Source organism: Pseudoduganella plicata (assembly GCF_004421005.1).
GTDB lineage: Bacteria > Pseudomonadota > Gammaproteobacteria > Burkholderiales > Burkholderiaceae_D > Rugamonas > Rugamonas plicata.
The window spans coordinates 4824984-4848229 of record NZ_CP038026.1 but is presented as its reverse complement, the minus strand read 5'-3'; the positions used below and the strand labels follow the sequence as shown (position 1 = coordinate 4848229).

Below are 23246 nucleotides of genomic sequence, written 5' to 3'. Positions count from 1 at the left end.
GTCAGGCCAGCAAGGCATCGGCCGGCAGGTAGTCATGGCCGAGGGCATGGGCCACCGCTTCATAGGTGACCTTGCCCCGGCATACATTCAGTCCGTTCTTCAGGTGCGGGTTCGCGGCCATGGCCTTGGCCCAGCCCTTGTCCGCCAGCGCCACCGCATGACCGATGGTGGCGTTGTTCAAGGCAAACGTTGAGGTGCGCGCGACGGCGCCCGGCATGTTCGCCACGCAGTAATGCACCACATCGTCGACAACGAACGTGGGCGCCTCATGAGTAGTCGCGCGCGACGTTTCGAAACAGCCACCCTGGTCGATGGCGACATCGACGACCACCGCGCCCGCCTTCATGGCCGCCACCATTGCGCGGGTGACGAGCTTCGGCGCAGCCGCGCCGGGCACCAGCACGCCGCCGATGACGAGGTCCGCATCCAGCACCGCTTCCTCGATCGTGTGCGCAGTCGAATACATCGTCTGCACGCGGTTGCCGAACACGAGATCGATCTGGCGCAGCCGGTCCACGTTCTTGTCGAGGATCGTCACGCGCGCGCCAAGGCCGATGGCCATCTGCAGCGCATTGGTGCCGACGACACCGGCGCCGATAATGGCGACATGGCCCGGCGCCACGCCCGGCACGCCGCCCAGCAGCAGCCCCATGCCGCCCTTGGATTTTTCGAGGTGCGCGGCGCCGGCCTGGATCGACATGCGGCCCGCCACTTCGCTCATCGGCGCCAGCAGCGGCAGGCCGCCGCCGGGCCCCGTGATGGTTTCGTAGGCGATGCAGACGGCACCCGATGCGATCAGTGCCTTCGTCTGTTCGGGATCGGGCGCCAGGTGCAGGTAGGTGTACAGGATCTGGTCCGGGCGCAGCATCGCGCATTCCTGCGCCTGCGGCTCCTTGACCTTGACGATCATGTCCGCCCGCTCGAAGATCTCCTGCGCCGTCGCGACGATGGTGGCGCCGGCCGCGCCGTACATCTCGTCGGACAGGCCGATCGCCGCGCCGGCATGGCGCTGCACCAGCACCTGGTGGCCCCGCAGCGCCAGTTCCCTGACGCTGGCCGGCGTCAGGCCGACGCGCGATTCCTGGTTCTTGATTTCCTTGGGTACGCCTACGAGCATGATGATGTCTCCTTATGGGTGACCGCCGGGCCGGGCGCCGGTTGTGCCGGCCTCCGGTGCAGTTGGGGATATGACCGTCAGTCCAGCTCCTTCAGAATCTTCGCCAGCTTGCCGAACAGCTCGTCGATATGGCGCTTTTCAAGGACGAGCGGTGGCGACAGCGCGATGATGTCGCCCGTCACGCGGATCAGCACACCTTCCGCGAAAGCCTTCTTGAACGCGGCATAGGCGCGCGCGCCGGGCTTGCCGGCGATCGGCGCTAGTTCGATGCCGGCGATCAGGCCGATGCAGCGCAGATCGATCACGTGCGGCAGGTCCTTGAGCGAGTACACGGCATCGGCCCAGTAATCCTGCAGGCCTTTGGCATGGTCGAGGATCTTCTGTTCCTCGAAGACTTCCAGCGTGGCCAGCGCGGCCGCGCAGGCCAGCGGGTGACCCGAGTACGTGTAGCCGTGGAACAGTTCGATGCCGGCCGGCCCTTCCATGAACGCGTCGTGCACGAAGCGCTTCGAGAACACGGCGCCCATCGGCACCGTGCCATTGGTCAGGCCCTTCGCGGTCGTCATCATGTCCGGTTCGACATCGAAGTAGTCCGCCGCGAACGGCGTCGTCATGCGCCCGAACCCGGTGATGACTTCGTCGAAGATCAGCAGGATGCCGTGCTTCGTGCACAGCTCGCGCAGCCGCTTCAGGTAGCCCTTCGGCGGAATCAGCACGCCCGTGGAGCCGGCCACGGGTTCGACGACAACGGCGGCGATCGTCGAGGCGTCGTGCAGCGCGACGATACGTTCCAGCTCGTCCGCCAGGTGCGCGCCGTATTCCGGTTCGCCGCGCGTAAAAGCGTTCTTCCCGATGTCGTGCGTGTGCGGCAGGTGATCGACACCGGGCAGCAAGGTGCCATACGGCTTGCGGTTGGCGGCAATGCCGCCGACGGAAATGCCGCCGAAGCCGACCCCGTGGTAGCCTCGTTCGCGGCCGATGAAGCGGGTGCGGCTCGCCTCGCCGCGTGCCCGGTGGTACGCCAGCGCCATTTTCAGTGCCGTGTCGACCGCCTCGGAACCGGAGTTGGTATAGAAGACGTGGCCGAAGCGGTGGTTGGTGTAGGCCATCAGCCTGTCGGCCAGGTCGAACGCGGCCGGATGGCCCATCTGGAACGTCGGCGCGAAGTCCAGCTGGCCCACCATTTCGCGCACCGCCGCCACGATCTTCGGCTGCGCGTGGCCGCATGGAACGCACCACAGGCCGGCGGTGCCGTCGAGGATCTCGTTACCGTCGACGTCCTTGTAGTGCACGCCGGCGGCGGAGACCAGCAGGCGTGGGCTGGCCTTGAAATCCCGGTTGTTCGTGAACGGCATCCAGAAGGCTGCCATCGACTCCGGGCGGGACTCGTTCATTGTGTTCTCCTTGTGGCTGGCTTGCGACGTGATTTGCTTACGGTCCGCTTTGACAACCCGTAAAAAAATTTACCAGTTGGCAAAATGATGATGCAATAATAGTCACGCCGTTCACTATGGCACATATACACAATCGGAAAAACCTTCCAACCGTACAGGTAGTTAAAACAATACAGTTCTGCGACGGGAGTCAACGATGGCGCATGAGGACGTTGCGGCGGATCAAGGCATGGCGGGCGCTGCTCCCGTCTGGCCGGTACTGCCGCTGGAGCGGGCAAAGAAGGGCAGCCTGGTCGACAAGATCGTGGCGGCGGTCACGGAGATGGTGTTGGCAAAGGCACTTCGCATCGGCACGAAAATGCCGTCCGTGCGCCAGTTCGCGAAGTGTAATGGCATCAGTACCTTTACAGTTGTCGAAGCCTATGACCGGCTCGTCACGCTGGGGCTGCTGTCGTCGCGCCGCGGCTCGGGCTATTTCGTGGCGCGCCAGGAAGTCCCGGCGACCTTGCTGCCGCCGCCCTTCGCCAGCGGTCCCGCCGCCGTGGATGCGCTCACGCCGGAACTGTACACGGGCGTCACGGACGCGCTGCCGGTGGGCGCCGGCTGGCTGCCACCGGAGTGGTATGGCGAGGACACGATCCTCGACGCGGTCCGCCAGGCCATGCGCATTCCGGCCAACCGCCTGCGCGGCTATGGCCACCCGCTGGGTTTTCCATCGTTGCGCCAGCACGTGGCGGCCACCCTGTCGGACGAGCTGTTCCCCGTCGAACCGGACCAGATCCTGCTGACGCACGGCGCCACCCATGCGTTCGACCTGATCCTGCGCACGCTGACGCGGCCGGGCGACACCGTGTTCGTCGAAGATCCCGGCTACAGCAACCTGCTCTCGCTGATCCGCCACCATGGCTGCACTGTCGTCGGCATCCCGCGCGACGACCATGGCATCGACATGGACATCCTGGCGGAACAGGCGAAAATTGCGCAGCCCAAGCTGATGTTCGTGAACACCGTGCTGCAGAATCCTCTCGGCACGTCGCTGTCGCCGGCGCAGGCGCACCGCCTGTTGCTACTTTCCGAGCAGTTCGACTTCTGGCTGGTGGAGGACGACATCTACCGCGAACTTGCCCTGCGCGGGGAGGCATCGCTGGCCGCGCTGGACGGACTGCGGCGCGTCATCCGCGTCGGCAGCTTCTCCAAGACGCTGTCGCCCGTGTTGCGGGTCGGATCCATCTGCGCTTCCGCTTCGCTGCTGCCGGAACTGGTACGCGTGAAGATGCTGACGGGGTTGACGACGTCGGAAGTGAACGAGCGCGCGGTCCACCATGCCATCACGGCGCGGCCCTACCGCCGCATGGTCGAGAAGCTGGTGGTGCAGCTGGACGCGGGCCGCGAACGCACCATCGATGCGCTGCGCGACGTGGGCATGACGCCCGTGGCGCGGCCACGCGGCGGCATGTTCGTCAGCGCAGGCTGGCACACGGCACCGACGGCGCTACGCAACGGCCGCATCATCGCGGACGCCGCGCTGCGTGCCGGCATCCTGCTGGCGCCGAACGAGTTCTTCATGCTGCGCCCGAGCCGCTCGATCTGGTTCCGCTTCAACGTCGCCTATGCGGATCAGCCGCAGCTGCGAGAGTTCCTGCGCTCGGTCAGGAGCGGCGATGAATAAGATCCCGCCCCGGAAAATCGCGCCCCGTTTCACCAGCGCGGCGCGGCGGATGCAGAACCGCGACCGGCTGGAAGCGCAGATCGTGGCCGAGGCGGTACGCATCTTCGCCGAATGCGGTTATGAAGGCACGGCCATCGCCACCATTGCGGAAAGCGCCGGCCTGTCGAAGCAGAACCTGATGTATTACTTCCCGAGCAAGGGTGCGCTGTACCAGCGCGTGCTGGACGACGTGCTGGACGAGTGGCTGGACCGGATGGCGCACCTGGCCGATGCGGGCGAGCCGGAGGACGTGCTGCGCGCCTACGTGCAGGCAAAGCTGAAGTTTTCACGCGAGCAGCCCAACGCTTCGCGCGTGTATGCGATGGAGGTGATCGGCGGCGCCAAGCTGTACGGGGAGCAGATCCGCCAGCGCGTGGTGCCCGTGCTGCGGCGCGATATCGAAGTGTTCGAAGGCTGGATCGCGGCTGGCCGGATCGCCCCGGTCAACGCGACGCACCTGCTGTTCTCGATCTGGGCGATGACGCAGTCGTATGCCGACTTCGCGCCTCAAATGGCGCTGGTGCTGAACCGGCGGCTGACGCGCAGGGATTACGAGGACGCCGAGGAGACCATCGTGGCGATGGTGCTGACAGCGATACGCCGGGGCGTTTAGGAACGTTGCGCACAGGTGCCGGCCGCAGGGCGTCCGGTGCCTGTGCGCGGTACTACATCAGCGGAACGGCGCCTGGCGGGTCGTTGCGCGGGCGCCCAGCACGACCAGCCCGCCCAGCAGCAGCCAGACGCTCATCGGCTCGGGCACCGGCAGCAGCGGCACGTTGCCCGTGAACGGCTGCAGGTGGATCTCGCCGCGCTGGACGAGGTCCTGCACGAAGACACCGCCTTCGATGTTCTGCCAGTTGGTCAGCGTGGCGCCCGTAGCCAGCACGGCGCCGCCGAACTGGCTGCCCAGCGTCAGGCTGGTCGCGCTGGAGAAGTTCCAGATCGCCTTGCCGCCGATGGCCTGGGCCGAGCCGCCCAGGAAGTTGGCATTGATCGAGGCCGTCGTCACGTCCGTGTTGAAGATGACGGTACTGGCGCCGTTCAGGTGGAATTCGAATTCGCCCATGCGGAACAGGCTCTCGTCGATCGCATCCAGGTCGAACACGGCGACGCCGCTCGCGTCGGCCTTCGCATTGAATACGGCCTTGTTGCCGTTTACGGCAACGGTGCTGCCCGTATCGGCCAGACCGTTCAGCGATGCCGACAGGCCGGCCAGCAGGTTGCCGAAATCGGTCGAGCCGGCCGCCGCATCGGCGCTCTGCATGGCGGCCGTCAGGTCCGTCACGCGGCCGCCATTGAAGTTGTTCCATGCGCTCGCCCCGGCGACGTACGCGGGGCCATTGAAATTGGTGCCGCTGGCGCCCCCCTTTACGACGCTGGCGCCCGAGTTGATGGTGGCGTTGGCGAGCGAACCGCCGATCACGGCGCCGCCGCCGTTGACGTGCAGGTTGCTGGCGGCCCCTTGCGCCGTCAGGCCGGCGTAGGCGGAGGCAGGGGCGCTGCCGAGGTGCTGGCCGTAGTCGCCGCCCTTCACGCTGCCGCCGGCCCAGGTGCGGCCATCCACGTGCGACGTCGAGTCGATCGTGTCCAGCGCCACCACGTTGAGCTGGTTGAGGACCTGATTGGCGGTCAAGGGCGCGGTAGCGGCGGCCGAGGCGAACGTAGTACCGGCGGCAAAAGCGATGGTCAGGGCGGTGGTCAGAAGGCGGGTCATGATGTCCTTGGCGTCAACTAGGCTAGCATATTTGCAATATATATTTCCATGACAATAACATAGTTTGCAACGAAAACCAATAGTTACCCTGACTACAACGACAGCCGAAAGGGGAAACGTTGGGGTTCGACCCTGTGCTCTGCCGTGCTGCTCCCGCGCTTGGGGCAGTGCATGAAAGGCTGGCTCCGACGCGTCACCGCCAGGGACAGCCGGGCATTCGTCCCGCCCCATTCGTCGCCTTTCCGCGCAAGCCAGGCCGTCAAAACAACAATTCGTCGGACGGCGGTTCCAGGGTGGCGGCGCGGGCGCTAGAGTCCGCACATCGCCACCCTGCAGGAGCCTTCCGCCATGAAAACCATCAACAAGACGTTTACCGAAACCCTGCGCGAAGCCAGCGCCGCGGTCGTCAGCGTTGTCCGCTTCGGCATGCGCCGGCTCGAGCGGAAGTCCTGGCCTTCGCTGCTGGCGCTGTGCGTCATGCTGGCGATCCTGCTGACGATCCTCCCGCTGGCGCTGACGCTGTTCGTCATCTTCCTGCTGGCAAAGCTGCTCATCGGAGCGCTCGGGCTGCAGCACGTGCAGCGCCGCCACGTGCACGAACAGCCGCAAGACACGATGCCGGGCGGCGCAAAATGAGAGTGGCGGCCGGAAGCGCCGGCGTGTTCGGCTTCCTGCGCGAACTGGGCGAGACAGCCAGCAGCCTGTGGTGGCAGTTCTTCGACTGGCTGGCGCAGGTGCCGTTCCGCCAGCTGGTCGTGACGTGGGTGCTGGCGCTGCTGCTGGCCTGCACGCCGGTCCTGCTGCCGAAACAGGCGCTCGCCTTCATCCTGATCTCGTGCGGCCTGAAAGTGCTGGCCGGGGGCAAGCGCAAGGCCGAGATCGAGGCGCGCGAAGCAGCCGCGCAAGCGGGCACGGAAAGCACCGAACGGCGCCTGGTGGAAGCGCAGATGGCGGCGCTGCAGGCGCAGGTCGAGCCGCACTTCCTGTTCAATACCCTGGCGCTGATCGGACAGCTGATCGAGACCGACCCGCCGCAGGCGGCCCGCATCCATGAACACCTGATCGACTATCTGCGCTCCACGCTGCCGCAGATGCGCTCGCGCGGCGGCGCCACGCTGGGGCGGCAGATCGCCCTGTCGCGCTCCTATCTCGCCATCATGCAGGCGCGGATGAAGACGCGGCTGGCCGTGTCGATCGATGTGCCGCGCGAGCTGGAAAGCGCCACCTTCCCGCCGATGATGCTGCAGATCCTGATCGAGAACGCCATCAGGCACGGCCTTGAGCCGAAGATCGAAGGCGGCCGGATCGACATCCGTGCGCGCGCCACCGCCGCGACGATGGAAGTGACGGTGCAGGACGATGGTGTCGGCTTCTCCCGCTACGCCGGCGACGGCGTCGGGCTGACGAACGTGCGTGAGCGCCTGAAGCTGTTGTACGGCGCCCGCGCCGAGCTGCTGATCGAAACCCCGGCGCACGGCGGCTGCCGCGCGTGCATCCGGCTGCCGTTCACGCCGGACATTTTCGCCAAGGCCGAGCCATGAACGCCACGGCGCTGATCGCGGACGACGAAGAGCCCATGCGCGACATGCTGAGCAAGCGCCTGCACGACTGCTGGCCCGAGCTGTCCATCGTGGCCGCAGCGGCCAACGGCGTGGAGGCCGTCGCGCTGGCGGGGCAGCACCGGCCCGACATCGTCTTCCTCGACATCCGCATGCCGGGCGTTTCCGGCATCGAAGCGGCGCGGATGCTGTTCAACCGCTGCCATATCGTGTTCGTGACGGCCTACGATCAGTATGCGATCGACGCGTTCGAACACGGCGCGCTGGACTACCTGCTGAAGCCTGTCGGCGGCGAACGGCTGACGGCGACGGTGGCGCGCCTGAAGAGCCGCATTGGCCGCCGGCCGGACGACATCGAGCGCCAGCTGGGCCGCCTGCTCGCGCAGGGCGCGGTCAGGCCGGCGCGCAGTTACCTGCACTGGATCCAGGCGCAGGTCGGCAACAGCCTGCGCATGATCAGCACACGCGAGATCCTGTTCTTTCGCGCCGACGAGAAGTACACGCGGGTGCAGACGGCGCAAGGCGAAGTCCTGATCCGCAAGACACTGAAGGAGCTGGCCGAGGAACTCGACCCGGACGAATTCTGGCGCATCCACCGCTCCACGCTCGTGCGGGTGGACGCCATCGCCGCAGTCACGCGCGACCTGCGCGGTCGGCAGATGGTGCGCGTGCGCCACTTCGCCGAAGAGCTGGAAGTCAGCCGCGGCAATACTCATCTGTTCCAGCAGATGTGACACCCCGCTCATTGTCCAGTTGGTTTTTTCCCTGCCTGACTCCGCTTGCCGCACCCAAAACGCTGGTCTATATTGGTGATTCCGCCCCCTTGCGGGCATCCGCCAGCACAAGGAGAAGCACAATGACGACGGTACCGAAGCAAACGCGCGCCACCATCATGCCCTGCCTGCGTTATCGCGATGCGCCGGCCGCTATCGAATGGCTCTGCAACACTCTGGGTTTCGAAGCCCGGCTGGTGGTGCGGAACGAAGACGACAGCGTGGCGCACGCCCAGCTCACGTATGGCAACGGCATGATCATGCTGGGTTCGGTGGTCGACAGCGACTATGGCCGCCTGCTGAAAGAGCCTGCGGAAATCGGCACCTTCGTCACCCAGACCTCCTACCTCGTCGTCAACGATGCCGACCAGGTGCACGAGCGGGCGGTGCAGGCGGGAGCGCCGATCCTGCTGGCATTGCAGGACGAGGAGTACGGCGGACGCGGCTTCACGTGCCGCGACCCGGAGGGCCATGTGTGGAGCATCGGCACCTACGATCCGTGGGCCGATTCGGAACGGATGCGCTAGGTGGCGGCAGCGCCGGCGGCCAGCGCGGCCACCAGGCCGGCGTCGGCGACCTGCGTGGGGTGGATGCCGATCACGTCGCGGTACAGTGGTGGCAAGCCAGCGCATAGCCTTGCCAGCGCCGCCTCGTCGCGCGGCGGCAGCACAAATTGCAGCTGCGCGGGATTCCGGGCCGGCAGCGGACCTTCCATCGTCGAGCCATAGGCGCCCAGGTTCATGACGTCGAGCGCAGTCTCGTCCGGCGCGCGCGCCAGCACTAACGTGGCGTCTTTCGGGTGTCCCAGGTAGCGGCGCACTTCGTCCTGCCGCGCCGCCTCAAGGCCGTCCATCAGCTTGTAGCGCAGCTGGGCATAGGCACGCGTGCATTCCATGAATGCGGTACGGATGGCGGATTTGCCGCGCCGGCCGTGGCAGCACAGCAGCAGGTTGCCGAAGGCATCGAGCAGCACGACGGCATCGCCGTTGCCGCCCTGTGCGCGGTCGCGCCGGACCGCATGCTCCAGATACGGCGCCAGCCCCGCGTCCGGCCGCCCCGGTTCGCAGCGATAGGTCAGCGCATCCGGGCAGGCCCGCTTCAGCGCCCGCACGATAACGTCGTCGCCCGGCAACGTGGCCGGGTCCAGCAAGCTCGCGCGGGGCGGATCGACGTTGAACAGGCCGATGACGCTTTCCGTGGTTGCCTCGAACACCAGGGAGCACAATGCCTGCGTCGGCTCGGCGATGGTCTTGCCGATGAAGAAAGGCGGCGGTGCCGCACCACGCTGCTGGCGTGCATACGACGACGTCCCCAGCACCGCCGGATAGGAAAACGTGCCACGCGCCTGCTCGCGCAAGGCCTCGGGCAGCGCAGTGAACGACGCGTCGCCTTCGTGGTTGACACCGGCGTTGCAATCGTTCGCGGCCACGACAACGTGGAAGCCGCCCGCCAGGATGGCCCCGGCGCACATGCAGCAGGGATCGAGCGACGTGACGATGGTGATCTCGTGCGACGGCGGCAGTGCCCTGCCCTTGGCCGCTTCGGCGTAGTACCAGTCGATCAGCTGCCGTTCGCCATGGGCCGTGGGATCGTGGATCAGGCCATGGCGAATCACATTGTTGTGTACCGACTGCAGCACGGTGCCAAAGCTGTCCAGCATGACGCCGCCGACACCGAACGTGCCTTGCGTCTTGGCGGCGATGGCTTCCAGCGACGCGATGGCGACCGCGGCCTGCACGTCGATGGCTTTTTTCACCGCTTATTTTTTCTTCAGGTCGTGGCCGCCGAACGCGTTCGGCAGCTGCTCGGCCGCTGTCGTCTCGAACACGTCGCCGTTCAGGTTCGTCAGCACGACGGGCAGCGCGTTGCCGCCCAGTTCAATGATGACCTGACGGCACGCGCCGCACGGTGCGATCGGACCATCGGTCTCGCCAACGACTACGAGCTTGTCGAAGTCGCCCTGCTTGTAGCCGTGGGCAAACGCGGAGAAGAACGCGGTGCGCTCGGCGCAGTTGCACAGGCCATAGGCGGCATTTTCCACGTTGCAGCCATGAAAGACCTTGCCGTCGCTGCACAGCAAAGCGGCGCCGACCTTGAAGTTCGAATACGGGGTATAGGCCTTCAGCCGTGCGGCCTTGGCTTCTTCGATCAGTTGTTGGGTATTCATATGGGTCCCGGGTTTCATTACGGGCGGATCGTGCGGTAGACGATCGGGTTGGCAGCCGGTGCCGTGTCGGCGATCGTGTACGCCGCCTGGACTTCGGCCACGGCCTGCTTGGCCGCTTCCTCGGTGCGTGCGTGGACGATTGCCAGCGGCTGGCCGGCGTCGATCTTCTGGCCCAGTTCCGCCAGGTTCGTCAGGCCGACGCCGAAGTCGATCGCGTCCTGCGGACGACGGCGGCCGCCGCCCAGGCTGACGACTGCCAGTCCCAGGCCGCGGCAGTTCGTTGTGGCGGCGTAACCCGACTGCAGGGCCGGCACTTCGACGATAAACGGCGCACGGTCCAGGTGCTTGTCCATGTTCTCCAGCAGGTCGGCCGGACCGCCCAGCGCCGTGACCATCTTCGCGAAGCGTTCCGCCGCGGCGCCGCTGTCGAGCGATGCCTGCAGCCTGGCGCGCGCTTCCGTTTCGTTGGCGGCCAGTTTGCCCAGCACGAGCATCTCGGCGCACAGCGCCATCGTCACTTCATGCAGGCGCGCCGGACGCGATTTACCGGTCAGGTAATCGATCGCGCAGCGCACTTCGACGGCGTTGCCGGCGGCCGGGGCCAGCGACTCGTTCATGTCGGTCAGCAGCGCGGACGTCATCATGCCGGCGCCATTGCCGACCTTGACGATCGACTCGGCCAGCTCCACCGATTTTTCATAGGTCGGCATGAACGCGCCACTGCCGGCCTTGACGTCCATCGCCAGCACGTCGAGGCCCGCCGACAGCTTCTTCGACAGGATGGAACCCGTGATCATGGCGACCGATTCCACCGTCGCCGTCACGTCGCGGATGCTGTAGAACTTCTTGTCGGACGGCGCGAGCGACGCGGTCTGGCCGATGATGGCCACGCCCACGTCCTTGACGACCTTGCGGAACAAGGCATTGTCCGGCACCGTGCAATAGCCCGGGATCGAATCGAACTTGTCCAGCGTGCCGCCCGTGTGTCCCAGGCCGCGGCCCGAGATCATCGGCACGAAGCCGCCGCACGCGGCGATCATTGGGCCCAGCAGCAGCGAAACGACGTCGCCGACGCCGCCGGTGGAGTGCTTGTCCATGACAGGGCCGGGCAGGTTCAGCGACTTCCATTCCAGCACGTCTCCGGAGTCGCGCATCGCCAGCGTAAAGGCGACCCGCTCGTCCATCGTCATGTCGTTGAAGAAGACGGCCATCGCGAGCGCGGCGATCTGGCCTTCGGTGGTGGCGCCGCTGGTGATGCCGCCGACGAAGAAGCGGATTTCATCGGCGGTCAGGACGCCGCCGTCGCGCTTCTTGCGGATGATTTCTTGGGGGAGGTACATGATTTGTTCTTTCTTAACTTTGTTGGCGTGTGCCTGGGGTCTGTCCCCGGTAAGTGTCAGCTCCAGCGCTTGCCAGCGGCTTCGTTAGGGGAACGACCCCGGTATTTATCGCGAAGCACTGGAAAAAACCGGGGGCGAAGCAGGGGTTTCGCGGAGCATGCTCCGCGCCTGCGCAGCGGATGATGGCATACTTGCCATCATCCGCTCCAGTCCCCTCGTAAAGCAAACGGCAAGCGCCAGAGCCGCTGCTTACCGGGGACAGACCCCAGCGGATCAGGCCGTAGCGGATGCATCACCCGCCGGTCAACTCAAACGCCGTAAGGAATCCAGATATTCTTCACCTGCGTGGCATGCGCCAGCACCGTCCGTCCGGCCGCCTGCTGCGTGCTGAACCAGTCGCGGCCCTTGCCGCCGCTTGTCCAGGTGCGCTTGAGCGAGCCGGCCGACAGCTTCTCCACTTCGGCGCAGCCGGCGGCCGAGCCGTCGTGACGCCAGACGGCATCGATATCGCTGTGCGACGCCAGGGTGCGCGCCAGCTCGTCGGCGCTGCCCGTAACGATGTTGACGACGCCGCCCGGCAGGTCCGACGTGTTGAACACCTGGTACAGGTCCGTGGCCGACAGCGGGTGCGCTTCCGACGGCACGGCCACGACGCGGTTGCCCACGGCGATGGCCGGCGCGACCAGCGAGATGAAGCCCAGCAGCGGGTTCTCGTTCGGGCAGACGATGCCGATCACGCCGATCGCTTCGTTCAGCGCGACGGTGATGCCGTGCATCGGCGGCTGGTGCGCGGCGCCGTCGTACTTGTCGGCCCACGCGGCCCAGTAGAACAGGCGCTCAATGGATGCCTGCACTTCTTTTTCCGTAGTCTTGCTGCCGGTCTGCGCGGCGATGCGCTCGGCGAATTCCCTGCCGCGGGCGGCCAGGTTCTCGGCGATGTAGTACAGCACCTGCGCGCGGTTGTGCGCCGTGGCCTTGGTCCAGCCGGACGCCTTGTGCGCCGCTTCGACGGCGTTGCGGATGTCCTTGCGATTGCCTTCGCCAATCTCGCCGAGGAACGTGCCGTCCGCACCATGGATGGCGCGGCTGTAGGCGCCGTCGGGGCGGGCCTGCTTGCCGCCGATGTACAGCTTGGCGGTACGGTCGATGGCGAACGGATCGCTCGACGCGGCGGCAGGCTTGGCGGCAGCGGATTTCGCTACTGCCGGCAGTGCCGGACGCGCGTCTTCGGACACCGGCACCAGATACTCGAACATGCCTTCGCGGCCGCCTTCACGGCCATAGCCCGATTCCTTGTAGCCGCCGAAGCCGCAGGCGGCGTCGAACTGGTTGGCCGTGTTGATCCACACCACGCCGGCCTTGATCTGCGGCGCCACGTCCAGCGCCAGGCTGATGTTCTCGCTCCAGACGCACGCGGCCAGGCCGTAGACCGTGTTGTTCGCCAGCTGCACCGCTTCGGCTGGCGTGCGGAAGCTCATTGCCACCAGCACGGGGCCGAAGATCTCGGCCTGGGCCACGGCAGCGGACGTCGATGCGCCCGTGATCAAGGTCGGCGGGAACCACGAACCTTCGGCGGGGATCTCGCACGCCGATGGCTGGTAAATCTCGCAGCCCTCGGCGCGTGCCGCTTCCACCAGGCCATGGATACGCTGGCGCTGGATCGGGTCGACCAGCGCGCCGATGTCCATCGATTTATCGAGCGGCGAACCGAGACGCAGGTTGTCCATTCGGCTTTTCAGTTTTTTCAGGAAGCGCTCTTCAACGGATTCCTGCACCAGCAGGCGCGAACCGGCGCAGCAGACCTGGCCCTGGTTGAACCAGATCGAATCGACCAGGCCTTCGACGGCCGCGTCGATATCGGCATCTTCAAAGACGATGTACGGCGACTTGCCGCCCAGTTCCAGGGACAGCTTCTTGCCGCTGCCGGCCGTGGCTTCGCGGATCAGGCGGCCCACTTCGGTGGAGCCCGTGAACGCCAGCTTGTCGATGCCATCGTGCTTGACGATGGCTTCGCCCGTGCGGCCGTCGCCCGTGACGATGTTCACCACGCCGGCCGGCACGCCGGCCTGCACGCAGATCTCGGCAAACAGCAGTGCGGTCAACGGCGTGAATTCGGCCGGCTTGAAGACGATGGCGTTACCGGCCGCCATGGCCGGAGCGATCTTCCACGCCAGCATCAGCAGCGGGAAGTTCCATGGGACGATCTGGCCGACAACGCCGACGGCGCGGTGGCCGGGGAATTCCTCGTCCAAGAGCTGTGCCCAGCCGGCGTGATGGTAGAAGTGGCGGGCAACCAGCGGCAGGTCGGCATCGCGCGTTTCGCGGATCGTCTTGCCGTTGTCCAGCGTTTCCAGCACGGCGAACAGGCGCGCATGCTTCTGCATCAGGCGCGCAATCGCATACATGATGCGCGCGCGGGCAGGACCACCCATGGCGGCCCAAGCCGGCTGCGCACGGCGCGCGGCCTGCACGGCGCGGTCGACGTCTTCGCTCGTGGCCTGCGTCAGCTGCGCCAGCTCCCGGCCATCGGCCGGATTGGTCGAGGCGAAGGTCTCGCCGGGCGAGGTCCACTCATTGTCGATAAACAGGCCGAAGGTGCGGCCATGCTGGTCCAGCCACGCTTGCGCTTCTTTCGTGCTTTCCGGTGCAGGGCCGTATTCCATGGTGTTCAGAATCTCAGTAATTGTAGGCATGGCGTGATCTTTAAGGTTGCGCGTGACGGTGGACAGCGGAGTAGTTGCCGGTCACGTGGTGCTCCAGCTGGCGCTCGATGTCGGTCAGGAGGCTCGATGCACCGATGCGGAACAGGTGCGGTTCCAGCCACTCGTTGCCCAGCTCTTCCTTCATGACGGTCATGTACTGCAGCGCGGCCTTGGCGGTCGAGACGCCGCCGGCCGGCTTGTAGCCCACCTTGAAGCCCGTGCGCTCGTGGAACTCGCGGATCGCCCGCACCATCACCAGCGACACGGGAATCGTCGCGTTGACGCCTTCCTTGCCGGTGGACGTCTTGATGAAGTCCGCGCCCGCCATCATGCACACCATCGAGGCTTTCGCCACGTTTTCCAGGGTGACGAGATCGCCCGTCGCCAGGATCGCCTTGACGTGCGCTTCGCCGCACGCCTGGCGGTAAGCCACCATCTCGTCGTACAGCGCCTGCCAGTTGCCGGTCAGGACGTGCTGGCGCGTGATGACGATGTCGATCTCCTGGGCGCCGTCGGCCACCGACAGCTCGATCTCGCGCACCTTCGTTTCCATGCTCGTCAGGCCGGCCGGGAAGCCCGTCGACACGGCGGCGATGGGCAGGCGGCCCTTCAGTACCTTGTCCGCATGGCGGATCATCTCGTGATAGACGCAGACGGCGCCCGTCATCAGATTGCGCTCCTGCAGGCCCAGCGCTTCCACCAGGTCCGTGCGCAGCGGGCGCATCGCCTTCATGCACAGGCGCTCGACGCGGCCGGGCGTATCGTCGCCGGACAGGGTCGTCAGGTCGATCAGCTCGATGGCTTTGACCAGCCACGCGGCCTGATATTCCTTCTTGACGGTGCGGCGGTTCGCCAGCGACGCGGCGCGGCGGTCGGCCGCCGCCTTGTTGACGTGAATGTGATTCAGCCAGCCCAGGTCAAGGCCGATGGCCTCGTTGCGCTTGAAATCTGCAGGGATGCTCATAACAGGTTGGTTCCGTTGGAAAGAGGTTTCACGCCCAGGTGATGGGCCAGCGTCTGGCCGATGTCGGAGAACGTTTCGGAGATGCCGAGCGCGCGCGGCTGCACTGCCGGGCCGAAGAAGATCATCGGGATATGCTCGCGCGTGTGGTCCGAACCGGGCGACGTCGGGTCGCAGCCGTGATCGGCCGTGACGACGACCATGTCGCCGTCCTTCAGCTTCGCGATGAATTCCGGCAGGCGCGCGTCCAGTTCGTGCAGCGCATTCGAATAGCCCTGCACGTCGCGGCGGTGGCCGAACAGCATGTCGAAGTCGACGAAGTTCACGAACGTCAGCGATTTGTCGCCCGCTTCATCCTGCACCTTCAGCAGCGCGTCGAACAGCGCCATGTTGTCCGGCCCTTTCACGACGCGCGATACGCCCTTGGCGGCGTAGATGTCGCTGATCTTGCCCAGTGCGATGACTTCGCCGCCCGCGTCCTTGACGTGGTCCAGCAGGGTTGGCGCCGGCGGCGGCACGGCGTAGTCGTGGCGGTTGGCCGTGCGCTTGTAGTCGCCGTTGGCGCCCGTGAACGGACGGGCGATCACCCGGCCGATGTTGTACGGCTTGACCAGCTCATAGGCGATCTCGCAGATCTCGTACAGGCGCTCAAGGCCGAAGTGTTCCTCGTGTGCGGCGATCTGCAGCACGGAATCGGCCGACGTGTACAGGATCGGCTTGCCGGTGGCCACGTGCTCGTCACCCAGCTCGTTGATGATCGTCGTGCCGGAGGCGTGGCAGTTGCCCAGGAAGCCGGGCAGCTTGCCCAGTTCCTGCAGTTTGTCCGTCAGCTCCTGCGGGGACGACGGCACGGTTTTCGGGAAGTAGCCCCAGTCGAACAGCACCGGCACGCCGGCGATTTCCCAGTGGCCGCTTTGGGTGTCCTTGCCGGTGGACTGTTCGCGCGCGACGCCATAGGCGCCCTTGAAACCATCGCGCAGGCTGAAGCCCTCGGCCCACTTGCCGGTTGCTGTGTGGGCGGCGGCGGCCAGGCCCAGTTGTTCCAGGTTCGGCAGCGCCATCGGCTTGCCTTCGCGGGCGGCCCAGGCGGCGATGCTGCCGAAGGTGTTGGCGGCGGCGTCGCCGTATTTATCGGCATCCGGCGTGGCGCCAAGGCCGAAGGAGTCGAGCAGGAGGATGAATGCGCGTGACATGATGTGTCCCGTAAAAAATGAAGGGCGGCCGCAGCCGCCCGTTGAAACGCTTGATTTATGCCTGTGCAGGCGTCTTGGCGATGTTGGACATGAACGCGTGGATCAGCTTCACCAGGCTTTCCGCGCCGATGGCGGCGTACTTCAGCGTCTGCTCGTGCGACAGCGGGAACGGCGACAGCCCTTCGGCCAGGTTGGTGATGACGGACACGCCCACGACCTTCAGGCCGCAGTGGCGGGCCGGCACGACTTCGGGCACGACGGACATGCCGACAACATCGGCGCCCAGGCGGCCAAAGGCGCGGATCTCCGCAGGCGTTTCGAAGTTCGGGCCGGCGTAGGCGATGTAGACGCCTTCGTGCAGGGTGATACCTTGCTCGGCGGCAGTGTCCTGCAGCAGCTTGCGCAGGTCCGCGTCATACGCGTTCGCCATGCTGAAGAAGCGCGGGCCGAAACGCTCGTCGTTCGGGCCGATCATCGGCGTGCCGGGCAGGAAGTTGATATGGTCGTTCAGCGCCACCAGCGAGCCGGCGTCCACTTCCGGACGCAGCGAGCCGGCGGCATTCGTCACGAAGACAAATTCGCAGCCCAACAGCTTCAACGTGCGCACGGCGCTCGTCATGACGCCCAGGCCATAGCCTTCGTAGAAGTGACCGCGCCCCTTCAGGCAGACCACCTGCACGCCGGCCAGCGTGCCCAGAACCATCTGGCCCGCATGGCCATGCACGGTGCTGATCGGGAAGCCCGGCAGCTCGTCGAAGCCAATGGACACCGAGTCCGTCATCTGCTCGGCCAGCACGCCCAGGCCGGAACCCAGGATCAGCGCGCAGCGCGGCTGGAAGTTCGCGGGCATGCGCGAGCGGACGATGGCGGCTGCCTGGAAGGGGGAATTGTTCAACATGAGGTCCTCTGAGTGTCGGTCTGTGACGATGCAGTGGCGCCGGCATTCCCGTGAAAAAAGGGGGCTGCACTGACAAGGCGACACTATGCATCATCCCTGATATGTATGGCAAATACCATTTTTCTTTGCCATTTATATGCAGGATATATAAATAGTGCTCTATTATAACGGACCGGTCCAGTTTGACATGAAGTGAACAAGTGTTTACGATTGCAGACAGTTGTTTGAAATCATTCTCAAGGCCTGCGTGAGCGACATCCCCAAGAAAGAACAGCTGTTTCAGCTGGTCCGTTCCAATCCTTTCGTTTCCCAGCAGCAGCTGGCGGACCAGCTCGGCCTGTCGCGCTCGGCCGTGGCGGGCCATATCGCCAGTCTGATCCGCGAGCGTCGCTTGCTGGGCCGCGCCTATGTGCTGCCGGCGTCACGCACCGTGCTGTGCATCGGTGCGGCGAACCTGGACCGCAAGCTGCGCACGCTGGGGGTGCTGCGCATGGCCACGTCCAATCCCGCCAGTGCAACCGAAACCTACGGCGGCGTCGCACGCAATATCGCGGAAAACCTGGCCCGGCTTGGCACCCCAAGCGCTCTGCTGACGGCGGTCGGCATGGACAGCGCCGGCGACGCGCTACGCAAGCATGCGGAAGGCGCAGGCATCGACATGACCGGGTCGCTGAAACTGCCCGGCAGCGCGACCGGCACCTACACGGCAGTGCTGGACGGCGCGGGCGAGATGGTCGTCGCGCTCGCCGACATGGCACTGTACGACCACATCACACCGGCCTTCCTGGCCGACCGGCAGCCGCAGCGCGCCGCAGCATCGCTGGTCGTCGCGGACCTGAACCTGCCGGAAGCGAGCGTCGCCCTGCTGCTGGGGGACGCGCAACGGGGCAGCGCGCAACTTGTCATCGTCGCGGTATCGCAGCCGAAGATGGACCGGCTGCCCCGCGACCTGCGCGGCCTGCGCCTCCTGATCCTGAACCGCGGTGAATTGGAAGCGCGCGCCGGCCGTGCGCTGCCCACGGAAGCGCACGTGCGCGAAGCATGCCGCACATTGCAGGCCGATGGCGCGCAGGACGTGATCGTCACGTGCGGCGCGGCCGGCGTCTACCACACGGTCCCGGGCGACCTGCACTGGCTGCCCGCGCATGAGATACCGGCCGCCGACGTGATCGACGTCACCGGCGCCGGCGACGCCTTTTCTGCGGCCGTGTGCTGGTCGCTGGCCCAAGGCGACGCCGACCTGACGCGCGCCTGCCTGCGCGGCCTGCAGGCCGCCGCGCTTACCGTGCAAAGCCCGCACACCGTCTCCCCCGCGCTGACACCCGATGCGTTCAGCGCGCCTTCTCCTCAAGAACAGGACTGACAGATATGCACCAATTCCTCTCCTTCTCGCCCGAAGTGGCGAACGCGCGCGCCGCCGGCCTGCCCATCGTGGCGCTGGAATCGACGATCATCTCGCACGGCATGCCGTATCCGCAGAACGTGCAGACGGCGCGCGAGGTCGAGCAGATCATCCGCGACGGCGGCGCCGTGCCGGCCACGATCGCCGTCATCGACGGCAAGATCCGCGTGGGCCTGACGGACGAACAGCTCGAACTGCTGGGCCAGTCGCCGGAAGCGATGAAGGTAAGCCGGCGCGACCTGGCCTATGTGCTGTCGCAGAACAAGCTGGGTGCGACCACCGTCGCCGCGACGATGATCTGCGCGGCGCTGGCGGAAATTCCAGTCTTCGTCACCGGCGGCATCGGCGGCGTGCACCGCGGCGCCGAAACGAGCTTCGACATCTCCGCCGACCTGCAGGAACTGTCGCAGACGAATGTGGCCGTGGTGTGCGCCGGCGTCAAATCCATCCTCGACATCGGCCTGACCCTGGAATACCTGGAAACGCAGGGCGTGCCAGTCGTCAGCGTGGGCCAGCCGGGCTTCCCCGCCTTCTTCACGCGCGAAAGCGGCTTTAATGCCGACTTCCAGCTCGACACACCGGCCGAGCAGGCCGCGTTCATCCAGACCAAGTGGCACCTGGGCCTGAAAGGCGGCATCGTCGTCAGCAATCCGGTGCCCGAGGCGGACGCGATGCGCAAGGAAGAAATCGACGGCATCACGCTGCAGGCATTGCAGGAAGCGGCCGAGAATGGCGTCACGGGCAAGAAGGTGACGCCGTTCCTGCTGGCCCGCATCAAGACCCTGACGCAGGGGCGCAGCCTGGCGACGAACATTGCGCTGGTGAAGAACAACGCCCGCGTGGGCGCGGCACTGGCGCGCGCGCTGGCCGAACGTCCGCTGCCCTGAGCCACGGGCCATGTCCATCGACCTGAAACAGCTGAAGTATTTCCTGGCCGTCGCCGAAGAAAAAAGCTTCAGCCGTGCGGCCGAGCGGCTGCACATCTCGCAGCCGCCGCTGTCGCAGCAGATCATGAAGCTGGAGGCGGAGCTGGGCGTGAAGCTGTTTGCCCGCACCACGCGCAGCTTCGAGCTGACGGTCGCGGGCCGCGCGCTGATGAACGAGGCGGCGGAGCTGCTGGCGAAAATGCGCATGACCATCGACACCGTGCGGCAGATCGACCGCGGCGAGGTCGGGCGCCTGCGCGTGGGCATCGTCGGATCGGCGATGTGGGGACCGATCCCGAGCCTGCTCGAGCAGTTCCAGAGCCAGTATCCGCGCGTGACGTGGACGCTGCACGAGTTCGGCCCGACGGTGCAGTACGACGCGCTGCGCGCCAGGCAGATCGACGTGGGCTTCTGGCGCGAGCCGAAGCTCGACGAGAACGACCTCAAAAACGACAACCTGCGCCAGGAGCTGTGCTTTCGCGAGAACGTCTGCGTGGCCGTCAACGAGCATCATCCGCTGGCCAAACGCGAAGCAATCGAACTGACCGACATCGCCGACGAGCCGATGCTGACGCTCGCCCTCGACAAGTCCGCATTCCCCCGCTACCTGATCGGGTGCTGCGTCAACGCCGGCTTCCAGCCGGCCATTTTCCAGGAAGCGTCCGAACCGCAAACCTTGCTGGCAATGGTGGGCGCGGGCCTGGGCGTGACGCTGATGCCGGAAACGACCAGCCGCATCGGCTGGCCGGGCGTGGTGTTCCTGCCGATCCGCACCAATCCGCCGTCGGCCAATCTGTACATCACCTACGCCACCACGGACGACGCGCCGGTAGTGCGGGCGTTTCTGAACATCCTGCGGCCGCCCGCCAGAGAGTAAGCACCAGGCAGAGCCCGTGACAACATCGGGGTCAGGCACAAAAACTGTCACGACCTGAACAATTACACGCCGATTGCTGGCCGGATAAGCCTGCGTGCGCAGCTCTGGTGGGACCGGCTCCGCTGCGCTCGGACCTGATAGTTTTTGTGCCTGACCCCAGGGTTGTCACGATGTCTGCTGTTCGTCAGTGCGTGCGGCCGCCGGCTTCGCGCAGGTCTGCCTCGGCGCCGCAGCTGGTTCGCACCGCAACCTTCAACCCCTCGATCATATCGGCCAGCGCCATGCTGGGCGTCGGCGCCGGCTGGTGCGCGGCCTGCTGCGGCAGGAACGGGATGTGAATGAATCCGGCACGGGTCGACGGCTGTGCGCGCACCGCATGCATCAGCCCATAGAACACGTGATTGCAGACAAAGGTGCCTGCCGTCTGCGACACGGAGGCCGGCAGGCCGGCGCCACGCAGCGCGTGCACGATGGCCTTGATGGGCAAGGTGGCGAAGTAGGCGGCCGGGCCGTCCGGGACGATGGGCTCGTCCACCAGCTGGCTGCCGCGATTGTCCATGATCGGCGCATCGTCGATATTGATGGCGACGCGCTCCACGGTGATGTCGGCGCGGCCGCCTGCCTGCCCGACGGCGATGACGACGTCCGGCGCCGTGGCCCCGATGGCATCGAGCAGCGTTTCGATGGCCGCGCCGAACACGCAGGGCAGCTGCCGCACCTGGACGTCAAAGCCCTCCTCCGCCCATCCTTCCAGCGCACGCACGGCCTCCCATGCGGGGTTGATGGGCTGCTTGTTAAAGGGCTCGAAGCCCGTCAGGAGCACAGTCTTCATGGTCGGTTCATCAGAAAATACAGCAAGAGGATATTCACGCCCAGCAGCGGCAGCGCCGTGGGCACCTGCGCCTTGATGACGGCATGCTTGTCCGGCAGCTCCAGCAGCGCGGCCGGAACGATATTGAAGTTCGCCGCCATCGGCGTCATCAGGGTGCCGCAATAAGCGCTGAACATGCCGATCGCCGCCATCACGGCCGGGTTGGCGTGGAAGACGCCGACCAGCACCGGTATGCCAACGCCGCCCGTCATCACGGGAAACGCCGCGAAGCCGTTGCCCATGACGATCGTAAACAGCGCCATGCCGACACAATACACCGTTACGGCCACCAGTTTCGAATCCATCGGAATGTACGACGTGGCGATGTGCGCGACCGCCTTGCCGACGCCCACCTGGGTAAACAGCAGCCCAAGAATCGCCAGCAGATGCGGCAGGAAGAACGCCCAGCCCAGCGCATCGACGAGGCGGCGGTGCTCGCGCATCGCCTGGACCGGTGTGGACCGCGTCAGCCGGCAGGCCAGCGCCGCGGCGATGATCGACGCGCAGCCCAGGCCGACCAGCGTGGCCTGCTTCGGATCGATCAGGAACAACTCACCGACCTTCACATCCTTCAGCAGCGTCGAAGCGATCACGGTGACGAGCGGGATGGCCAGCGCCGGCAGGAACAGCCAATGCCCCAGCCGGCGCGCGCTGGCGCGGCGCACGTCGTCCGGCAGCACGTCCGGTGTGCCGCTGCGCACGCCCCCGAACCCCGCCAGCAGCGCCATCGCGACCACGACGGCGCCAGCGAACGCCGGCGGCAGCGCTTCGCCGGCGAGATACAGCAATGCATACAGCCCCCAGAACAGAGCCGTGGTCCAGCGCCGCCCATTGCTGCGATCCGTTGCCGACATCCACGCGACGATGGCAAGGATGGCGCCGACCACATAATAGAAGTCCTCCAGCCGCAGGATCATTTGCGGGCCTCGCGTGCCAGATACAGGTCAAGCCGGCGCAGGCGCCATGCGTGGATGACGAAGGCCGATATCGCCGTCGGGATGCCCCAGAGTGCCATGTGCAGCGGATCGACCTCGATGCCCTCGGCACGCAGGATGGTCTGCATCAGCACGATGGCGCCGAAGGCCACGAAGATGTCCTCGCCGAAGAACAGGCCGACGTTATCGGTGGCGGCCGTCATCGCCCGCACGCGCTGGCGCGCCGCATCGGACAGGACCGCGCCGCGCGCCGCGGCCTGGCGCTCGGCGGCGCCTTCGGCCATCGGCGCCATCAGCGGACGCACCATCGTCGGATGCCCGCCGATCGACGTCAGCCCGACGGCCGCGCAGCCCTCGCGGATGGCCAGGTACAGGATCAGCAGCCGGCCCGCAGTGGCGGACCGCACGCGGCTGATCGCAGCCTGCGCATGCTCGCGCAGGCCGAAGCGCTCCAGCAGGCCGATGGCCGCCAGCGGCAGCAGCAGGATCAGCGGCAGGTTGCGCGTCTCGACAAACGCCTTGCCCAACGCGGCCAGCAAATCGAGCGGCGGCATCAGCACGGCCGCTCCGGTGGCAAGACACGCGGCGATCACCACCAGCACAGGGTGCAGGCGCAACAGGAAGCCGGCGATGATGACGGCGACACCCAGCAGGGGCCACAGGTTGACAGCAGACTGCATCGTTCCTCCCAGAAAATTCGAAAAAACCG

22 protein-coding genes are annotated in these 23246 nt (G+C 66.1%); 9 read left to right on the top strand and 13 right to left on the bottom strand.

Translation table 11 applies throughout. The features are described from left to right. Position 1: 1 nt before the first annotated feature. Together ald and aptA are read right to left on the bottom strand one after the other, a co-directional pair. On the bottom strand, positions 2 to 1117 hold the full coding sequence (gene ald / locus E1742_RS21510; RefSeq protein ID WP_134387170.1) for an alanine dehydrogenase: 1116 nt from the start codon (positions 1115 to 1117) through the stop codon (positions 2 to 4). 77 nt (positions 1118 to 1194) lie between these two features. After that, positions 1195 to 2511 (bottom strand): omega-aminotransferase AptA, encoded by a 1317-nt coding sequence (gene aptA, locus E1742_RS21505; protein WP_134387169.1) that lies wholly within the window; start codon positions 2509 to 2511, stop codon positions 1195 to 1197. A 229-nt stretch (positions 2512 to 2740) separates the two neighbouring features. Between aptA and E1742_RS21500 the strand changes: the two genes are divergently transcribed. After that, the gene (locus E1742_RS21500; protein WP_134387168.1) at positions 2741 to 4180 is read left to right on the top strand and encodes an aminotransferase-like domain-containing protein; all 1440 of its coding nucleotides are present in this window, start codon (positions 2741 to 2743) and stop codon (positions 4178 to 4180) included. Continuing rightward, complete coding sequence (locus E1742_RS21495) at positions 4173 to 4832, top strand: TetR/AcrR family transcriptional regulator (RefSeq protein ID WP_134387167.1); 660 nt, start codon at positions 4173 to 4175, stop codon at positions 4830 to 4832. Before E1742_RS21500 ends, E1742_RS21495 begins: the two co-directional genes overlap by 8 nt. Before the next feature lie 57 nt (positions 4833 to 4889). On the opposite strand, the gene E1742_RS21490 is transcribed toward E1742_RS21495, so the two are convergent. Then, entirely contained in the window at positions 4890 to 5933 is a 1044-nt protein-coding gene (locus E1742_RS21490) for a choice-of-anchor A family protein (protein WP_134387166.1), read from the bottom strand. Positions 5934 to 6281: 348 nt separating this feature from the next. Here E1742_RS21490 and E1742_RS21485 point away from each other — a divergent pair, with 348 nt between their 5' ends. The 4 genes from E1742_RS21485 to E1742_RS21470 all read left to right on the top strand — a co-directional run bounded on the left by E1742_RS21485 (position 6282) and on the right by E1742_RS21470 (position 8792). Further along, entirely contained in the window at positions 6282 to 6569 is a 288-nt protein-coding gene (locus E1742_RS21485; protein WP_134387165.1) for a hypothetical protein, read from the top strand. Further along, positions 6566 to 7474, top strand: a complete 909-nt coding sequence (locus E1742_RS21480; protein ID WP_134387164.1) for a sensor histidine kinase — start codon at positions 6566 to 6568, stop codon at positions 7472 to 7474. Before E1742_RS21485 ends, E1742_RS21480 begins: the two co-directional genes overlap by 4 nt. Beyond that, the gene (locus tag E1742_RS21475) at positions 7471 to 8226 is read left to right on the top strand and encodes a LytR/AlgR family response regulator transcription factor (protein ID WP_134387163.1); all 756 of its coding nucleotides are present in this window, start codon (positions 7471 to 7473) and stop codon (positions 8224 to 8226) included. Before E1742_RS21480 ends, E1742_RS21475 begins: the two co-directional genes overlap by 4 nt. 122 nt (positions 8227 to 8348) lie before the next feature. After that, positions 8349 to 8792, top strand: coding sequence for a VOC family protein (locus tag E1742_RS21470; protein WP_134387162.1), 444 nt, complete (start codon positions 8349 to 8351; stop codon positions 8790 to 8792). Here E1742_RS21470 and E1742_RS21465 read toward each other — a convergent pair. The 7 genes from E1742_RS21465 to xapA form a co-directional block, all read right to left on the bottom strand. Next, positions 8789 to 10021: a nucleoside deaminase gene (locus E1742_RS21465; RefSeq protein ID WP_134387161.1), complete on the bottom strand. Its 1233-nt coding sequence runs from the start codon at positions 10019 to 10021 to the stop codon at positions 8789 to 8791. The two genes, E1742_RS21470 and E1742_RS21465, sit on opposite strands and share 4 nt — an antisense overlap. A gap of 3 nt (positions 10022 to 10024) precedes the next feature. Further along, positions 10025 to 10432: a cytidine deaminase gene (locus E1742_RS21460; protein ID WP_134387160.1), complete on the bottom strand. Its 408-nt coding sequence runs from the start codon at positions 10430 to 10432 to the stop codon at positions 10025 to 10027. Positions 10433 to 10449: 17 nt separating this feature from the next. Further along, entirely contained in the window at positions 10450 to 11772 is a 1323-nt protein-coding gene (gene deoA / locus E1742_RS21455) for a thymidine phosphorylase (RefSeq protein WP_134387159.1), read from the bottom strand. A gap of 308 nt (positions 11773 to 12080) precedes the next feature. Continuing rightward, on the bottom strand, positions 12081 to 14465 hold the full coding sequence (locus E1742_RS21450; protein ID WP_371860173.1) for an aldehyde dehydrogenase family protein: 2385 nt from the start codon (positions 14463 to 14465) through the stop codon (positions 12081 to 12083). 10 nt (positions 14466 to 14475) lie between these two features. Continuing rightward, positions 14476 to 15438 (bottom strand): deoxyribose-phosphate aldolase, encoded by a 963-nt coding sequence (gene deoC / locus E1742_RS21445; RefSeq protein WP_134387158.1) that lies wholly within the window; start codon positions 15436 to 15438, stop codon positions 14476 to 14478. After that, positions 15435 to 16628, bottom strand: coding sequence for a phosphopentomutase (locus E1742_RS21440; RefSeq protein WP_134387157.1), 1194 nt, complete (start codon positions 16626 to 16628; stop codon positions 15435 to 15437). The genes deoC and E1742_RS21440 overlap by 4 nt, the downstream gene beginning before the upstream one ends. Before the next feature lie 55 nt (positions 16629 to 16683). Further along, positions 16684 to 17526 carry a xanthosine phosphorylase gene (gene xapA / locus E1742_RS21435; RefSeq protein WP_134387156.1) on the bottom strand — a complete coding sequence of 281 codons (843 nt, stop codon included), beginning with the start codon at positions 17524 to 17526 and terminating at the stop codon, positions 16684 to 16686. Positions 17527 to 17773: 247 nt separating this feature from the next. Between xapA and E1742_RS21430 the strand changes: the two genes are divergently transcribed. The 3 genes from E1742_RS21430 to E1742_RS21420 are packed head-to-tail and all read left to right on the top strand — an operon-like array spanning position 17774 to position 20731. Next, complete coding sequence (locus tag E1742_RS21430; RefSeq protein WP_134387155.1) at positions 17774 to 18889, top strand: carbohydrate kinase family protein; 1116 nt, start codon at positions 17774 to 17776, stop codon at positions 18887 to 18889. A gap of 5 nt (positions 18890 to 18894) precedes the next feature. Further along, positions 18895 to 19815: a pseudouridine-5'-phosphate glycosidase gene (locus E1742_RS21425; RefSeq protein WP_134387154.1), complete on the top strand. Its 921-nt coding sequence runs from the start codon at positions 18895 to 18897 to the stop codon at positions 19813 to 19815. Positions 19816 to 19825: 10 nt separating this feature from the next. Beyond that, the gene (locus E1742_RS21420; protein ID WP_134387153.1) at positions 19826 to 20731 is read left to right on the top strand and encodes a LysR family transcriptional regulator; all 906 of its coding nucleotides are present in this window, start codon (positions 19826 to 19828) and stop codon (positions 20729 to 20731) included. A gap of 184 nt (positions 20732 to 20915) precedes the next feature. Here E1742_RS21420 and pcp read toward each other — a convergent pair whose 3' ends face one another. Genes pcp through E1742_RS21405 form a run of 3 tightly spaced genes read right to left on the bottom strand, consistent with a single transcriptional unit; the run spans position 20916 to position 23217 of the window. Beyond that, positions 20916 to 21563: a pyroglutamyl-peptidase I gene (gene pcp / locus E1742_RS21415; RefSeq protein WP_134387152.1), complete on the bottom strand. Its 648-nt coding sequence runs from the start codon at positions 21561 to 21563 to the stop codon at positions 20916 to 20918. Continuing rightward, a complete protein-coding gene (locus tag E1742_RS21410) occupies positions 21560 to 22519 on the bottom strand; it encodes a DUF979 domain-containing protein (RefSeq protein WP_134387151.1) in 960 nt (319 codons plus the stop codon). Before E1742_RS21410 ends, pcp begins: the two co-directional genes overlap by 4 nt. Further along, positions 22516 to 23217 (bottom strand): DUF969 domain-containing protein, encoded by a 702-nt coding sequence (locus tag E1742_RS21405; RefSeq protein WP_134387150.1) that lies wholly within the window; start codon positions 23215 to 23217, stop codon positions 22516 to 22518. Before E1742_RS21405 ends, E1742_RS21410 begins: the two co-directional genes overlap by 4 nt. Positions 23218 to 23246: the final 29 nt, after the last annotated feature.

What these genes read in the sequence shown, in the direction of transcription:
- E1742_RS21485 (WP_134387165.1), top strand. Translation starts at nt 6,282, where the DNA reads ATGAAAACCATCAACAAGACGTTTACCGAAACCCTGCGCGAAGCCAGC.
- deoA (WP_134387159.1), bottom strand. Translation starts at nt 11,772, where the DNA reads ATGTACCTCCCCCAAGAAATCATCCGCAAGAAGCGCGACGGCGGCGTC.
- aptA (WP_134387169.1), bottom strand. Translation starts at nt 2,511, where the DNA reads ATGAACGAGTCCCGCCCGGAGTCGATGGCAGCCTTCTGGATGCCGTTC.
- E1742_RS21410 (WP_134387151.1), bottom strand. Translation starts at nt 22,519, where the DNA reads ATGATCCTGCGGCTGGAGGACTTCTATTATGTGGTCGGCGCCATCCTT.
- E1742_RS21480 (WP_134387164.1), top strand. Translation starts at nt 6,566, where the DNA reads ATGAGAGTGGCGGCCGGAAGCGCCGGCGTGTTCGGCTTCCTGCGCGAA.
- E1742_RS21470 (WP_134387162.1), top strand. Translation starts at nt 8,349, where the DNA reads ATGACGACGGTACCGAAGCAAACGCGCGCCACCATCATGCCCTGCCTG.
- xapA (WP_134387156.1), bottom strand. Translation starts at nt 17,526, where the DNA reads ATGTTGAACAATTCCCCCTTCCAGGCAGCCGCCATCGTCCGCTCGCGC.
- E1742_RS21460 (WP_134387160.1), bottom strand. Translation starts at nt 10,432, where the DNA reads ATGAATACCCAACAACTGATCGAAGAAGCCAAGGCCGCACGGCTGAAG.
- E1742_RS21405 (WP_134387150.1), bottom strand. Translation starts at nt 23,217, where the DNA reads ATGCAGTCTGCTGTCAACCTGTGGCCCCTGCTGGGTGTCGCCGTCATC.
- E1742_RS21420 (WP_134387153.1), top strand. Translation starts at nt 19,826, where the DNA reads ATGTCCATCGACCTGAAACAGCTGAAGTATTTCCTGGCCGTCGCCGAA.
- E1742_RS21450 (WP_371860173.1), bottom strand. Translation starts at nt 14,465, where the DNA reads ATGCCTACAATTACTGAGATTCTGAACACCATGGAATACGGCCCTGCA.
- pcp (WP_134387152.1), bottom strand. Translation starts at nt 21,563, where the DNA reads ATGAAGACTGTGCTCCTGACGGGCTTCGAGCCCTTTAACAAGCAGCCC.
- E1742_RS21475 (WP_134387163.1), top strand. Translation starts at nt 7,471, where the DNA reads ATGAACGCCACGGCGCTGATCGCGGACGACGAAGAGCCCATGCGCGAC.
- ald (WP_134387170.1), bottom strand. Translation starts at nt 1,117, where the DNA reads ATGCTCGTAGGCGTACCCAAGGAAATCAAGAACCAGGAATCGCGCGTC.
- E1742_RS21440 (WP_134387157.1), bottom strand. Translation starts at nt 16,628, where the DNA reads ATGTCACGCGCATTCATCCTCCTGCTCGACTCCTTCGGCCTTGGCGCC.
- E1742_RS21425 (WP_134387154.1), top strand. Translation starts at nt 18,895, where the DNA reads ATGCACCAATTCCTCTCCTTCTCGCCCGAAGTGGCGAACGCGCGCGCC.
- E1742_RS21495 (WP_134387167.1), top strand. Translation starts at nt 4,173, where the DNA reads ATGAATAAGATCCCGCCCCGGAAAATCGCGCCCCGTTTCACCAGCGCG.
- deoC (WP_134387158.1), bottom strand. Translation starts at nt 15,438, where the DNA reads ATGAGCATCCCTGCAGATTTCAAGCGCAACGAGGCCATCGGCCTTGAC.
- E1742_RS21500 (WP_134387168.1), top strand. Translation starts at nt 2,741, where the DNA reads ATGGCGGGCGCTGCTCCCGTCTGGCCGGTACTGCCGCTGGAGCGGGCA.
- E1742_RS21490 (WP_134387166.1), bottom strand. Translation starts at nt 5,933, where the DNA reads ATGACCCGCCTTCTGACCACCGCCCTGACCATCGCTTTTGCCGCCGGT.